This window comes from Phenylobacterium sp., from assembly GCF_046291545.1.
In the GTDB taxonomy this organism is placed as follows: domain Bacteria; phylum Pseudomonadota; class Alphaproteobacteria; order Caulobacterales; family Caulobacteraceae; genus Phenylobacterium.
Genome location: NZ_JBKBSM010000006.1, coordinates 1 through 13,780, shown reverse-complemented (window position 1 = coordinate 13,780; position 13,780 = coordinate 1). Strand labels below are relative to the sequence as shown.

The following is a 13,780-nucleotide window of genomic DNA, read 5'->3' as shown; positions in this document are numbered from 1 at the left end:
CGGTTAACGACGCGGTGGTCCCCTGGGACCCAAGTCGATGAACCAGACCCTTTCAGCACCACCGGCCGCGCCCCGCGAGGCGCCCCAGCGCCGGGCGCGCTCGGCGCTTCTCAAGCGGCTGGCCGATGTGGTCTGCCTGCCGTCCAGCCGAGTCAACGCCTTCGAGCGGGCGATGACCGCCGACGTGCTGGTCGACATGCTGCGCGAGGCGGCGGTCGAGGACCGGCTCAAGGTGGCCCGGCGCCTGGCCAACCTCACCGAGGCGCCGCCCACCCTGGTGCGGATCCTACTGCGCGACGACGTGGAGATCGCCGGCGCCCTTCTGGAGCATTGTCAGTCGCTCAGCGACGCGGACCTGCTCGACTGCATCCGCGAGACGGGGCTTGAGCACCGCCGCCTTATCGCCATCCGCCGCACGGTCAGCGAGGTCGTCTCCGACGCCCTGATCGGCTACGGCGAGACCCCGGTCATCGAGTGCCTGCTGCGCAACGAGGGCGCGCGCCTGTCCCACGACGGCCTGGAGGCGGTGGTCGCCAGCACCCGCGGCGATCCGCGCCTGGTGGGCGTGCTGCTGAAGCGGCCGGAGCTGCGGCCCTCCCACGCCTATGTGCTGTTCTGGTGGGCCGACGCCGAGGCGCGGCGCACGATCCTCTCCCGCTTCGCGGTCTCCCGCGAGGTGCTGCAGGAAGCCGCCGGCGACATCTTCCAGCTGGCCTCGGCGGAGGGCTGGCAAGATCCGCTGTCGCGCAAGGCCCTGCAGTTCATCGAGCGGCGCCAGCGCAACCGCGCCGCCCTCGAGCGCAGCCCGTTCGACAGCCTGGAGGCCGCTGTCGCCGCGGCCCAGGATGGGATGACCCGCGAGGTGGCCGAGGAGATCTCCTACCTGTCCGGCCTCAAGCCGATGACCGGCGCGAAGATCTTCACCGATCCCGGCGGCGAGCCCCTGGCCATCCTGTGCAAGGCGACCGGCCTGCCGCGCTCGGCGCTCCGGGCCCTGTGGCGGGGGCTGCGCCGTCCCGAGACCGACGCCAGCGGCGCGATCTCCGCGCCTCTGGAGCGGGTGCTGATCACCTATGACATGATCGCGGTCGACCGGGCCCAGACCGTGCTGCGCTACTGGAACTGGTCTTTGTCCTCGGCCCTGACGCCCGCGCTATTGAAAGCCATTCGCGAAGGTGACGAAGAGGCGATCGACGAATACTCCGTGCCGCAACGCGCCGCCATGTTGGCCCTGGCGCGGGAGTTTGGCCGCTAGCTCAATTCTTGAGACTCCGGTTCCTGCGTCGCGGCAGGTAGAACGCGATCCTTACTGGGGTGCGGCGCTTCGCTAACCACATGAAGCATGACGCCTTGTCTTGACGACGGTTAGTTAGATGCTGGGGCAAAATGCTCAAACGCGCTTGTGCTTGCTTCGAGTCACATATAATGACGCGGAAACTGATCAAGTGAATCAGTTCTGCCATTCCGCGCGAATGCGCCCTCGGATTGTGAGAAATGGACGAAAAGACAGAAGTCATCGAGATGACGGCGGACATCGTGTCCGCCTATGTCGGCAACAATACGGTCTCCGCCGCTGATCTGCCGAGCCTGATCCAGAGCGTCCATCGCGCCCTCTCCGGGATCACCTCCGGCGCCGAGGTGACCGAAGTCGCGCCGAAGGAACCCGCCGTTCCCGTCCGCCGCTCGATCACCCCCGACTACCTCGTCTGCCTCGAGGACGGCCGCAAGTTCAAGTCGCTGAAGCGCCACCTGCGGACCAAGTACAACATGAGCCCCGAGGAGTACCGGGCCAAGTGGGGCCTGCCGAAGGACTACCCGATGGTGGCGCCGAACTACGCCAAAGCCCGCTCCGACCTGGCCAAGCAGATGGGCCTGGGGCAGGGCGGCCGCCAGGCCCCCCGCAAGAAGCGCTGATCCGGCGCTCGCCGAATTCGGAACGCCCGCCGCCCGGCGGGCGTTTTGCTTTTTTGGTCGCCCGTTAACGGTTTTCTTGGTCCCAGCGACGGTTTGGCACTTGCCGCAGATTCGCGGATCAGGCGATAAGTGATTCGGGCTGGTTGTCAGGGGTTGTTAAGGATTCAATACATGGCGGCGCAGATCGGAGCCTCGGCGGCGGCCGCCCGCGCGCATGAGGAACTGTACAGCTACTGGTCTTCCCTCAAGCACGGTTCGCGCTTGCCTGGGCGTGGGGACATCGACCCGGGCGACTTCAAGCGGCTCCTGCCGACGGTCAGCCTCATCGACGTGACGCGGGAGCCCCTGGATTTCCGCATCCGCCTCGCCGGCACCGGCCTCTACGGGGTCTACGGCCGGGAGATCACCGGGCGCACCCTGGACGAGGTCTACAACACCGCGGCCGCCGAATACTGGCGGGGGGAACTGACCAAGGTGATCGAAAGCCGCAAGCCGGCCGTGGGCGTGCACAACCTCGCCTGGCGCGGGGCCGGCCATCTGTCGGTGCTGTGGATGCGCCTGCCGCTGGCCTCCAACGGCAGCGACGTGGACATGATCCTCGGCTACGACGCGGTCATCGGCCTGCACGGCGGGGTCAGCGGCATTCGCGCCGCCTGAGCCGGGCCTTCCTGAAAGCCTAGGCGGCCAGGGCGTCCGCGTCGCGGCGGATGCGCTGGGCCATGGCGGCCAATCCGTTGGACCGCTGCGAGGACAGCGCTCCGGACAGTCCCAGGGCGTCGAAGGCGGCTTTCACGTCGAACGCCTGGATCTCCGCCGGCCTGCGCCCCGAGAACAGCCGCAGCAGAATGGCGATCAGGCCGCGCACGATGTGGGCGTCGGAATCGCCGCGGAACCGCACCGTGCCGTCCACCTGCGGTTCGGTGACCAGCCAGACCTGACTGGCGCAGCCGCGCACCTTGTTGGCGTCCGAGCGCTCGGCGTCGGACAGCGGCTCCAGGTCGCGACCGAGTTCGATCACGTAGCGATAGCGTTCCTCCCAGTCGCCAAGCAGGTCGAACTCGGCGGAGAGGTCTTCGAGAGCGTCGTCGATCGTGGACATTGAGGCCCGCACTTAAGGGGGCGGGGGGGCGGACGCAACCGCCGCCTAGGCCGCGGGCAGCCGCGCCACGGCCTTGAGGCCGCCGTGCTCGCCGTTTTCCAGGCGCAGCCGCCCGCCCATGGCCTGGCACAGCAGGTCCACGATAGGCAGGCCCAGGCCCGCGCCTTCGGCCCGGCGCACCAGGGCGTTCTCCCCCTGCTCGAAGGGGCGCAGCAGGCGCGGCGCATCATCCGGATCGATGCCCTCGCCCTGGTCGATCACGGCGACATCGACGAAGCCGTCCTCAACCTGCGCCTCGATCCGCACCTCTCCGCCGTCCGGGCCGAAGATCACGGCGTTGTGGATCAGGTTGGAAAGCACCGTGCGAAGGCCTCGCGCGTCGGCCATCACCGAGGGCAGGGCGCCGCGGTCGCTGACGACGATGCGCACCGCGTTGGCGGCGATGTCTTCGCGCAGGCCGTCCAGGGCGTCGTCCAGGGCGTGGTCCAGGGGCTCGGGACTGAGGTCCAGGTCGGCGGCGCGGCCCTCCAGCCGGGCGATCTCCAGGACCTGGTTCACCAGTTTGAGCAGGCGCTGACCGCTCGATCGGATGATTCCGGCGTACTCTTTGTATTGCGGCGCCCCCAGCGGGCCGCAGAGTTCGGACGCGATGATCTCTGAGAAACCGAGGATCGAGTTGAGCGGAGTGCGCAGTTCATGGCTGACCATGCGCAGGAACGAGCGCATGCGCTCGTCGAGCACGGCGGCCCGGCGCTCGCCGGCGCGGCGCCGGCGGTCCGTATCGTCGGACTCGACCGGGGGAGCGACATGGACCGCCTGAGGCATTGGGCGGGAGCCTTTCTCTTCCAGGATCGCGAGGGTGAGGGATCGCGCTTACAATTTCGTTTCGGGAGCGAGTCGGACCGCAATGCGCCGGGTCGCGCAGCGGGCGAGCAGAATCGCGTCGGCCCCGGGCGGCCGATAAGCTCCGCAGTCCCATTGCATGAACCGAACACGGATCGTTTGACCCAGACCGCCGACCAGGGCCGACCGCGCAAGACCTCGCCGTTCGCCGTTCGCGGCCGCCCGGAGCTGTTCTGGTGGCACGTGGGCTGGCTGGCGGCGGTGGGCGTCGGCGCGCGCCTGCTGCTGTTCCCCGACGCAGGGGCGACGCGGCTGGACGTCGCCGCCCTGGTGGTGGGAGCCATTCCCGCGATCTACGGCCTGGTGGCCATGCAGGCGCGTCATGACTTCGACCGCGCCCTGGCCATCGGGGTGTGGAGCGTCGGCGGAGCCGCCGCAGCGCTGCTGACCGGCGGCGTGGCCGGCCCGCTGGCGGCGTGGTGCCTGGCGCCCATTGCGGCCGCCGCGGCGATCGGCGGGGCGAACCTGCTCGCCTTCGGCGCCGCCGCCTCGGTCGTGGCGGTGGGCGTCTGCGCCCTGGCCGCGCCGCTCCTGGGGCTGGAGCCGACCAAGGCGGTGGCCGCCTACTGGCTGGGTCTGCTGTCGCTGTCGACCACGGCCGCGGGCCTCGGCGTCGGGCTGGTCGCCCTGCAGCGGAACATGGTCGACAGCGACCGCCGCCGCGACGCGTCCGAAGCCCGCCTGCGCAGCCTGCTCGCCGACCAGCCGCACCTGCTGGTGTGGATGGAGGCGGGCCGCCAGGTGACCGGCGTCTACGGTCACGCCCCGGTCGGCGTCACGCCCTCGTCCCTGGTCGACCGCGCGCTCGCCCAGGTGGCGGCGCCGGCGGCCCGGCCGGCGGTGGAGGGCGCCCTGCGCCGCGCCCTGGCCGAGGGGGCGGCCGAGGTCGGGTTCGCCCCGGCGGGGGCGCCGGAGGCCTGGCTCGTGGCCTCGATCCGCCGCACCGGGCCGCAGCAGCTGGTGGCCGCGATCCGCGACGCCGGGGCCGAGCGCGCCCGCGAGGCCGAGCTGCTCGCCGCCCGCGAGGAGGCCGACGCCCAGAACGCCGGCAAGTCCCGGTTCCTTGCCAACATGAGCCATGAACTGCGCACGCCGCTGAACGCGATCATGGGCTTCTCGGACATCATGCGAACCCAGCTCTTCGGGCCCTTGCCCGAGAAGTACGGGGAGTACGCCGAGCTGATCCACGAATCCGGCTCCCATCTCCTGGAGCTGATCAACGACGTGCTCGACATGTCCAAGATCGAGGCCGAACGCTTCGAGCTGGCGCTGGAGCCGTTCGACGCCCGCGACGCCGTCAGCGCCGTGCTGCGCCTGATGCGGGGGCAGGCCGACCGCGCCGGCGTGCATCTGCGCGGGGTCCTGCCGCGAGAGCCGATCGAGGTCACGGCCGACCGCCGGGCCCTCAAGCAGATCGCCCTGAACCTGATCTCCAACGCCCTGAAGTTCACGCCCAAGGACGGATCGGTGACCGTCGCCCTGCAGCCGCGCGGGGAGGTCCTGGAGCTGACCGTGACCGACACCGGCGTGGGCATCAGCCCCGAGGACCTCCAGCGCATCGGCCGGCCCTACGAGCAGGCGGGCGACTTCGGCCAGAGGGCCGCGGGCACCGGGCTCGGGCTGTCGCTCGTGCGCGCCTTCTCCGAGCTGCACGGCGGGGAAATGAACATCGAGAGCACCCTGGGGGAGGGGACCTCGGTGGCCGTGCGCCTGCCCGTGATCGCCCCGGAGGCTGTGGAGGACCGCACGGGCGGCGGCGGCCCGGTCGGCGGCGTCGGCTAGCGCGCGATCCTCAGGAAAGCCCGGCCCGCGGCGAAGTCGCCGACCTCCACATAGGCGCGCCGCACCTCGTCCCGGTCGCCGGCGAACACGAACTCCACCGCCACCGCTTCGCGCGGGTCCAGGGCGGCCATGGCGGCGGCGGCTTCGGCCGGGAAGCGGAACGCCCAGCCGTGGCTCGCGCCCTTGGGCAGCAGGTCGGCGCCCGCCGCGCTGCGCGCCTCGGCCGGATAGGTCCGCAGACCTTCGGGCGGCAGGCGCCGGGCCAGAGCGGGGCGGCGGCGCGGATCGGTCTCGCGGGTGTCCAGGTAGGGGCCGCTGGTGCGCCGCGTGTCGCGGATCACGAGCCGCGCGGCGTAAGGCGTCTGGCCGTCGGCGAACTGGCCCACCGCCATCAAGGCGTCGGCGCCCTCGAAGCCGGCCAGGCCGAAGGTCATCTTGTCCCAGCCGAACGCCACGGTCTGGGCCAGCCGCCAGCGTGCGAACCGGCCGCTGCCGCGATCGGCCCGCCAGTCGGCGATCTCGCCCGGGTAGTCCATCCGCGTGACCTTGGCGAAGCCTTCAAAGGCCGACTTCACGCGGTCGGCCGCCAGGGTCAGATCGGGCGAGTCGCAGGCGTCGCCGGCGGCCTTGGCGCGGGCGCGGCGTTCCACGTCGACCAGCGTCTGCTCGGCCAGGCCGCCGCGCAGGGCCGCGCCTCGCGCCTGAGCCTGCCCAGCGGCCAGCGCCGCGCCGACGCCAGGCTCGAACAGGCCGCATCGGGCGTCGGCCGCCATCATCACCGTACGCTCATAGAAGAGGTCGACGGCCCCCGCCGCCGCCGCCGCGGGCGCGACCACCGCGGCCGCGCCTATCAGCCACCCCATCCATCGAGCCGCCGGCGCCGTCTTTCGGGCGCTCGTCATGCTTCGGACTTTTCTCGTATGGTCGAACCGACCCGATCCAATGCTAGAAGGTCGGCCTTGCCGTTCGGTTATCGGAATCTCGCCCGCGCATGATGCTCTCCACCGACATCTGGGTCGCCGCCCTGATCCGGCGCGTGGAGCTGGGCGGCGGTTTCGCCGTGGTGGCGCGCAAGGGCGATGCGCGCGCCGGCGCGGTGCTGGTCAAGGTGCTCGACCGGCGCAACGGCGTCGCCCGGCTCTATGCCGAAGCCACCCGCGGCGACGGCGAGCAGGTGTGGATGCAGCCCAAGGGCTCGATCGACGAGCCGGACCTCGACCGCTACATCGAGCGCGCCGCTCGGATCGACCCGGACCTCTGGGTCGTGGAGATCGAGGACCGGGACGGCCGACATTTCCTCACCGAGCCCGTGGAACAGGGTTAGCCTGGGATTCACCGCCTTCGTGAACCGCGTCGCAAGGCTGGCGCGTCATTGTTGCGGCCACCTTCTGAACAACGTGAGCGTGCGGCCGGCCGATGCTTTTCCTGTTGAACGACGTCGTGCTGGACCTGGACGAGCTGCGCCTGGCGCCGCGCAAGGGCGCCCAGCGGTTCCGCGCCCTCAGCGTCGGCGACGTCACCCGGATGGGACAGGAACTCTACGCCGAACGTCCGCTTCTGCACGCCAGCCACCGCGACCGCGCCCTGCGGCTGGCCGCGCTGATCTCGGCCAAGGCCGAGGGGATCAACGCCGCCCTGTTCGTGGCCCCCGCCGTCGGCTGTTCCCCCGAGGAGGTGACGGTGCGCTACATGACGCTCGGGCCGCACGTCATGGCCCAGCTCCTCCGCCGCCAGCGTGAGGGGGACCTGGATCTGAAGGCCGCCGACCGCGAGGTTTGGCGCCGGCTCGCCGCCTAGGACGGTCGCGAGCCGCCTGGCCGTTTGCCACGCGGGGCGGCGCGCGCTATCGCCCGCCCCATGAGCACCTCTCCCGCCGCCGAGGCCGCCCGCCGGCGCACCTTCGCCATCATCTCCCACCCCGACGCGGGCAAGACGACCCTGACGGAGAACCTGCTGCTGGCCGGCGGGGCGATCCGCGCGGCCGGCGCGGTGCGGGCCCGGGGCGAGAACCGCCGCACCCGGTCGGACTGGATGAAGATCGAGCGCGAGCGCGGGATCTCGGTCTCGGCCAGCGTGATGACCTTCGATCACGACGGGCTGATGTTCAACCTGCTGGACACGCCGGGGCACGAAGACTTCTCGGAAGACACCTACCGCACGCTCACGGCCGCCGACGCGGCGGTGATGGTGCTGGACGCGGCCAAGGGCATCGAGCCCCAGACCCTGAAGCTGTTCGAGGTCTGCCGCCTGCGCGACATCCCCATCGTCACCTTCATCAACAAGATGGACCGCGAGGCGCAGGACCCCTTCGCCCTGCTCGACGAGATCGCCGCCAAGCTGGCCCTGGACCCGGCGCCGCTCTACTGGCCCGCCGGTTCGGGAGGCCGCTTCAAGGGCATGCTGGACCTGCGCAAGGACCTCTTCACCCCCTTCGCCAAGAAGAGCTCGGACGCCGAGGAGGGCCATCCGCCCCCGGTCGCCTTCCATGGCAACGCCGTCGTCAGCTACCTCGACCCCGACGAGCAGGCCGAGCTCGAGGAAGGCGCCATGCTGGTGCAGGAGGCTTCCAAGCCCTTCGACCCGCAGTCGTTCCTGGAAGGCCACATGACGCCGGTGTTCTTCGGCTCGGCGCTGCGCCACTTCGGCGTGGAGGAGCTGCTGGCGGGGCTGGGCGCCTACGCCCCTCCGCCCAAGGCGGTGGCGGCGGTCAAGGGCGGCGAGCCGACCCACGTCGCCCCGGGCGATCCGGAGGTCTCCGGCTTCGTCTTCAAGGTCCAGGCGAACATGGACCCCAACCACCGCGACCGCATCGCCTTCCTCAAGCTGTGCTCGGGCCGCTTCACCCGCGGCATGAAGCTGAAGGTGCAGAACACGGCCCGCCAGCTCAGCGTCAACGCCCCGATCATGTTCTTCGCCTCCGACCGCGAACTGGCGGAGGAAGCCTATGCCGGAGACGTCATCGGCATCCCCAACCACGGCGTGCTGCGGGTGGGCGACAGCCTGTCCGAGAGCGGAACCCTTCGCTTCGCGGGCCTGCCCAACTTCGCCCCGGAGATCCTGCAGCGCGTCCGGGTCAAGGACCCGCTCAAGGCCAAGCACCTGAAGAAGGCGCTCGAAGGCCTGGCCGAGGAGGGGGTGACCCAGCTGTTCCGCCCCGACATCGGCTCGGACTTCATCGTCGGCGCGGTGGGCCAACTGCAGTTCGAGGTCATGGCCGACCGGCTCGCCAACGAATACCAGCTCGAGGTGATCTTCGAGCCGAGCCCCTACGCCGAAGCCCGCTGGATCGTCGGCGAGAAGGCCGACCTCGAGGACTTCGCGTCCAAGCACAAGACCGCCATGGCCACCGACATCGACGAACAGCCCGTGTTCCTCGCCAAGTCGGCCTGGGAGATCGGCTACGTCGGCGAGCGCTATCCCAAGGTGCGCTTCGAGCGGACCAAGGAGCGGGCTTAGGCCGGTGGCGGCAAGCGGCCTCTATGGCGCGCCGCCGCGGGAGCTGGCGGAGCCGGCGGTCGACGCCGTCCAGTGCTCGCCGCTGATCCCGGGGGCCGCGGCGATCGAGGACCTGGCCGACGGCGGCCTCGACGCCTTCGTCGTCTATGCGCCGCCGGGCGCGGTGGAGCGCCGCTATGTGCTCGCCCAGGCGCTGCGGGCCCTGCGTCCCGGCGGGCGCATTGAGGCCCTGGCGCCCAAGGACCGGGGCGGCTCGCGGCTCAAGCGCGAGCTGGAGGCGTTCGGCTGCGCCCCGGCGGAGACCGCCCGCCGCCACCATCGCATCTGCTTGGCCGTGCGGCCGGAGGCCCCTGAAGGCCTGGCCGCGGCCATCGCCGAGGGCGGGCCCCGGCTGCATCCCGGCCTTGGCCTCTGGACCCAGCCGGGCGTGTTCAGTTGGGACAGGATCGACGCCGGCTCGGCGCTGCTCCTGCAGCGCCTGCCGCGCCTGGCCGGGCGGGGCGCCGACTTGGGCGCCGGCCTGGGGGTGCTGGCCCATGCGATCCTCGCCTCCGAGCAGGTGACGAGCCTGACGCTGGTCGAACTGGACCGCCGGGCGGTGGAGGCGGCGAGGCGCAACGTCGATGATCCTCGCGCCGCCGTGCTCTGGGCCGATGTCCGCAACCTCCGGCTCCAGGACCTGGACTTCGTGGTGATGAACCCGCCGTTCCATGACGGCGGGCGCGAGGACCGCGCCCTGGGCCAGGCCTTCATCGCCGCCGCCGCGGCCGCCCTGCGCAAGGGCGGGGTCTGCTGGCTGGTGGCCAACCGCCACCTTCCCTATGAGGCCGCCCTGGCCGAGGCCTTCGCCGCTGTCCGCCTGGTGGCGGAGACGGGGGGATTCAAGGTCTATGAGGCGCGGCGATGAGCAAGCCGATCACGGCCCGGCTCGACCGCCTGCTGGCCAATCTCGGCTACGGGTCGCGGCGCGAGGTCGCCGCCCTGGTGCGCGACGGCGCGGTGGTGCTGGACGGCGTTGCGCTCAAGGACGCGGGGGCGCGCATCCCGGTGAGCCCCGACCTGCCGGCCCACATGACCGTGGCCGGACGGCCGCTGGATCCGCCCGCGCCGCTGACGTTGATGATGCACAAGCCGCTCGGCGTAGTCTGCTCCCACCGCGAGGCGGGCCGAAGCGTCTACGAACTCCTGCCTCGTCGCTGGCGCGCCCGCGAACCGGGCCTTTCCACCGTCGGCCGCCTGGACAAGGAGACCTCGGGCCTGCTCCTCGTCACCGACGACGGGCCGTTCCTGCACCGGGTGATCTCGCCGCGCAGCCATGTGCCCAAGCGGTATGTGGCGACGCTTGACCGGCCCCTGCGCGGCGACGAGGCCGCGGTCTTCGCCTCGGGCGGACTGATGCTGGAGGGGGAGTCCGATCCCCTTGAGCCGGCGGTGCTCGAGACGCTGGGCCCGAACCTGGCGCGCCTGACCATCACCGAGGGACGCTACCACCAGGTGCGACGCATGTTCGCCGCGGTCGGCAACCATGTGAACGCCCTGCGCCGCGATCGGATCGGCGCGCTCGCCCTGCCGGACGATCTGGAGCCCGGCGCCTGGCGGATCCTGACCGGCGCCGAGCAGGATTCCATCTTCGCCGCCGTCGGTTGATCGGGCGGCCCGAAACCTTTGCGCGCCAAGGGTTCTATTAAGGTTATGCAAGTCTCGGACCAGTTCTTAATCAAATTTAAGTAAAGGTTAATGACTTGTTAAAGCGCGCGGCTCCGGCTTTGCTACGCCCCTGGGGAGCCTGCGCGGGACGTCCCGCTGTGGGACGATCCGTCAAAGACCTTGGGGGCGGTCATAGATGTTCGAGTTTCGTAGAGAGCTTGCCAGGCTGTTCGGCGCAGAGGGCGCGTTCCGCCCCGCCCAGGACGGCCTGACCGGCGGCGACGCCGGTCTCCTGGAGCTTCTCGACCTTCGGCTGCTTCAGCACGAGGGCAAGGCCGCCGACGTGGCCGCCGGGCGCATCAGCGCCAAGGACAAGGCCCAGCGCCTCCTGGAGGCGGCCATCGTCTGGCGAGAGATCGCCCGGCGCAGCGGCGATTCCGCGCCGTTGCGAAAGGCCGCCGCCATCGCCGAAGCCGCCGCGGCCGCCTTCGACCGCAACCGCCGGCCCGACGGATGGGCGCGTGCAAGGTGCGAGCAGGCGTTCTGCGCCATGCTGGGCGCCGAGCACTTCGGCGACGACGGCCTGAACGCCGCGGCCGAGATCGCCTTCCGCGAAGCCCGCGCGGCGGCTCGCGGCGGCCTGGCCGCGCCCCTGGCCGACGTCGGCCTCGCCGCCGTGGAGGGCCGCCGCCGGCTCGCGAGCGGCGACGCCCAGGCCGCCCGGGTGTGCGCCGCCCGCTTCGCAGCCCCAATCGCCGCGCTTCAAGCCCTTGTCCGCCGCTGCTCGGCCGCGCGTCTGCTGGTGGCCGAGGCGCGGGTGATCCGCGCCGACCTGCTGGCCGGATGGGGCGCGCGCCTCAAGGACCGCGACCTCCTGCGGCTGGCCCTCGACGAGGCCGACGCGGCCCTCGGCGGGCTGGACGAAACCTATGAACCACTGACCTGCGCCCGCGTGGCGGCCCTGCGGGGCCAGATCCTGTCGCTGCTCGGTGAGACGACCGGCGAGGTCGAGGCGATCACCGACGGCGTGCAGGAGATCGCCGGCGTCATCGACGATCTGTCGCGCGACCACAGCCCCCTGGACTGGGCCAAGACCCAGGTCGCCCTGGCCCAGGCCCTCCAGGCCCTGGGCGACGCCACCGCCAGCGCGCGCGCCTACGAACAGGCCGTGACCTGCTACGACCGCGCCAACCACGTCTTCAAGACCACCCCCGCGCTTTCCCTGCGCGCTGTGGCGGCCAGCAACCGGGCCCTGTGCCTGGCCCGTTCGGCCGAGCTGACCGGCGACCTCGCCGTCCTGGACGCGGCCGAGGCGGCGTTCAAGATCGAGCTGTCCACCCGCCAGGCCCGGCAGGACCCGGTCGGCTGGGCGCTGGCCCAGGTCAACCTCGCGCGGGTGTACGAGGCGCGCATGGAGATCACCGGCAAGGATCGCGGCGAACGAGCCGCCGCCGCCGTGGCGCTCACCGCCGCCTTCGACGTTTTCGCCGAGGAAGGCCTGCGCTCCTTCAGCCTGATCGCCATCGAGGGCCTGGAGCGCCTGCGGGGTCAGCTCCCGACCCCGCGCACGGCGGTCTAGCCGCCCGACTTCGGGGTCGCTCCGGCCTAGGCCGCGGCCACCTTGCCGGTCTGGCGGCGCAGCCGCCAGAAGCGGATGGTGCGCTGGGCCGCCTCGCGCGGCAGGTTCTCGTAGAGCTCGCCGTATTCGCGCGCCCGGGCCATGGCGTTGGCGTCGCGGTCCAGGATCAGCACGGCGAAGGTCAGGTAAAGGGAACGGTCGAAGCCGGCCGCCTTGCAGACGATCGACAGGGCGTCGAGCTCGCGCCGCTCCAGGATCCGGCGGGCCGTGTGGAAGTCGATCTCGGCCAGTTCGGCCAGGGCCACCAGGAACTTGGTCGTCTCGCGGTTGCGCAGGAAGGCGGCCAGCACCGCCGGGGTGATTCCGCGTTTGGCGCGCAGCAGCTGGATCTGGCGCTCGGCCTCGGCGAAGTCCGGCGGAAGGGCGCCGTCGCGGGCGGCCATCTTCTTGCGGCCGGCGGCGAGGGCGGCGTCCAGCGCGGCCGGGTCCATTTCGGCGTTGCGCTTGAGGATCTGGTCGCGGAGCTGGGCCTCGACCACGAAGTACATCTCGTTCAGGAGGTCGATCGGCAGGCTCTCACGCGCGACCACCGCCTCGTGCAGCAGGGGGTTCTCGGCGGCGCGGTCGACCACGATCTCCTGGGTCTGGCGCGACATCGCCGCGCCCTGGTTGCGCAGCAGCACGTTGAGGGTGTCGTCGTCGCCCCGCTCCACGATGGCTTCGGACAGGGCCTCCGAGACGCTGGGCCGCTGCGAAATGGCCCGCAGGTGGTCCTGGCCGCGGGTGCGCGCCACGATCAGCAGGTCGTCCTCGGTCAGCGCCTTGGAACCGGTCAGCACCGGCTCGGCGACGGCGATGGAAGGATCACGGGCCAGGTCGCGCAGCACGCCCTGGGGCGCGACGCCCGCCGTGGAGAGGCGCTGGGCGAGTTCGGCGCGGACCGCCTCCTCCATCTCGCCGGCGAGCTGGCTCATGACGTCGTCATAGAGCTGCATCTCGATGCCGCTGGGACCTTCGTCATGGGCGAAGAACAGGTCCGTGACGCTGCGCAGCAGCTCGCGCCGCCGCTCGCTTGAGGGCTCCTGGGCAAGTTCGATCAGGTCGTGAAGCTTGCTGCGTTCCATGTCCCTGCGTCTCAGAACGGACGATCTTGTTCGGCGTCGTCGGCGGAAGAATCGGTCGCCGCGGGCGCCGTCGCCCCGTCCGGCGGGCCGACCAGCACATAGCGGGTCCCCTCGGGCACGGCGGGCGCCGGATCGGGCGCGAGGCCGTACTCGCGATGAAGCGAGTAGAGGCGGGTCGGCGCGCCGCCGTGGGGCGCGGCCAGCGGGCTGGCGGCCAGGCGCACCGGCTGGGCCGGCGCCGGCTGCGCGGCCATGGGGCGGGCGGCGGGTTGCGGC

At 71.4% G+C, this 13,780-nt stretch carries 14 protein-coding genes and 1 pseudogene; 10 read left to right on the top strand and 5 right to left on the bottom strand.

What is annotated here, in order from left to right; all coding sequences use genetic code 11:
* Positions 1-37: 37 nt before the first annotated feature.
* The 3 genes from ACK4YQ_RS13845 to ACK4YQ_RS13835 all read left to right on the top strand — a co-directional run bounded on the left by ACK4YQ_RS13845 (position 38) and on the right by ACK4YQ_RS13835 (position 2,571).
* On the top strand, positions 38-1,255 hold the full coding sequence (locus ACK4YQ_RS13845; RefSeq protein ID WP_409612007.1) for a DUF2336 domain-containing protein: 1,218 nt from the start codon (positions 38-40) through the stop codon (positions 1,253-1,255).
* Between the two features lie 239 nt (positions 1,256-1,494).
* Entirely contained in the window at positions 1,495-1,914 is a 420-nt protein-coding gene (locus ACK4YQ_RS13840; RefSeq protein ID WP_409612006.1) for a MucR family transcriptional regulator, read from the top strand.
* Between the two features lie 171 nt (positions 1,915-2,085).
* Positions 2,086-2,571 carry a PAS domain-containing protein gene (locus ACK4YQ_RS13835; RefSeq protein WP_409612005.1) on the top strand — a complete coding sequence of 162 codons (486 nt, stop codon included), beginning with the start codon at positions 2,086-2,088 and terminating at the stop codon, positions 2,569-2,571.
* 19 nt (positions 2,572-2,590) lie between these two features.
* Here ACK4YQ_RS13835 and ACK4YQ_RS13830 read toward each other — a convergent pair whose 3' ends face one another.
* The gene (locus tag ACK4YQ_RS13830; protein ID WP_409612004.1) at positions 2,591-3,013 is read right to left on the bottom strand and encodes a SufE family protein; all 423 of its coding nucleotides are present in this window, start codon (positions 3,011-3,013) and stop codon (positions 2,591-2,593) included.
* A gap of 45 nt (positions 3,014-3,058) precedes the next feature.
* Complete coding sequence (locus ACK4YQ_RS13825) at positions 3,059-3,838, bottom strand: sensor histidine kinase (protein WP_409612003.1); 780 nt, start codon at positions 3,836-3,838, stop codon at positions 3,059-3,061.
* Between the two features lie 177 nt (positions 3,839-4,015).
* Here ACK4YQ_RS13825 and ACK4YQ_RS13820 point away from each other — a divergent pair, with 177 nt between their 5' ends.
* Complete coding sequence (locus ACK4YQ_RS13820) at positions 4,016-5,698, top strand: sensor histidine kinase (protein WP_409612002.1); 1,683 nt, start codon at positions 4,016-4,018, stop codon at positions 5,696-5,698.
* Here ACK4YQ_RS13820 and ACK4YQ_RS13815 read toward each other — a convergent pair.
* Positions 5,695-6,561: a hypothetical protein gene (locus ACK4YQ_RS13815; protein ID WP_409612001.1), complete on the bottom strand. Its 867-nt coding sequence runs from the start codon at positions 6,559-6,561 to the stop codon at positions 5,695-5,697. The two genes, ACK4YQ_RS13820 and ACK4YQ_RS13815, sit on opposite strands and share 4 nt — an antisense overlap.
* A gap of 128 nt (positions 6,562-6,689) precedes the next feature.
* On the opposite strand from ACK4YQ_RS13815, the gene ACK4YQ_RS13810 reads away from it, so the two are divergent.
* The 6 genes from ACK4YQ_RS13810 to ACK4YQ_RS13785 all read left to right on the top strand — a co-directional run bounded on the left by ACK4YQ_RS13810 (position 6,690) and on the right by ACK4YQ_RS13785 (position 12,380).
* Positions 6,690-7,022, top strand: coding sequence for a DUF1491 family protein (locus ACK4YQ_RS13810; protein WP_409612000.1), 333 nt, complete (start codon positions 6,690-6,692; stop codon positions 7,020-7,022).
* A 92-nt stretch (positions 7,023-7,114) separates the two neighbouring features.
* A complete protein-coding gene (locus ACK4YQ_RS13805; protein ID WP_409611999.1) occupies positions 7,115-7,495 on the top strand; it encodes a hypothetical protein in 381 nt (126 codons plus the stop codon).
* Between the two features lie 60 nt (positions 7,496-7,555).
* Positions 7,556-9,154, top strand: coding sequence for a peptide chain release factor 3 (locus ACK4YQ_RS13800; RefSeq protein ID WP_409611998.1), 1,599 nt, complete (start codon positions 7,556-7,558; stop codon positions 9,152-9,154).
* A 4-nt stretch (positions 9,155-9,158) separates the two neighbouring features.
* Complete coding sequence (locus tag ACK4YQ_RS13795; RefSeq protein WP_409611997.1) at positions 9,159-10,061, top strand: class I SAM-dependent methyltransferase; 903 nt, start codon at positions 9,159-9,161, stop codon at positions 10,059-10,061.
* Positions 10,058-10,801, top strand: a complete 744-nt coding sequence (locus ACK4YQ_RS13790) for a pseudouridine synthase (protein WP_409611996.1) — start codon at positions 10,058-10,060, stop codon at positions 10,799-10,801. The genes ACK4YQ_RS13795 and ACK4YQ_RS13790 overlap by 4 nt, the downstream gene beginning before the upstream one ends.
* Before the next feature lie 196 nt (positions 10,802-10,997).
* Complete coding sequence (locus ACK4YQ_RS13785; protein ID WP_409611995.1) at positions 10,998-12,380, top strand: hypothetical protein; 1,383 nt, start codon at positions 10,998-11,000, stop codon at positions 12,378-12,380.
* Positions 12,381-12,406: 26 nt separating this feature from the next.
* Here the strand turns inward: ACK4YQ_RS13785 and ACK4YQ_RS13780 are convergent, their stop codons facing one another.
* Together ACK4YQ_RS13780 and ACK4YQ_RS13775 are read right to left on the bottom strand one after the other, a co-directional pair.
* Positions 12,407-13,504, bottom strand: a complete 1,098-nt coding sequence (locus tag ACK4YQ_RS13780; protein ID WP_409611994.1) for a DUF2336 domain-containing protein — start codon at positions 13,502-13,504, stop codon at positions 12,407-12,409.
* Positions 13,505-13,515: 11 nt separating this feature from the next.
* A pseudogene (locus ACK4YQ_RS13775) lies at positions 13,516-13,780 on the bottom strand (hypothetical protein); the annotation flags it as partial.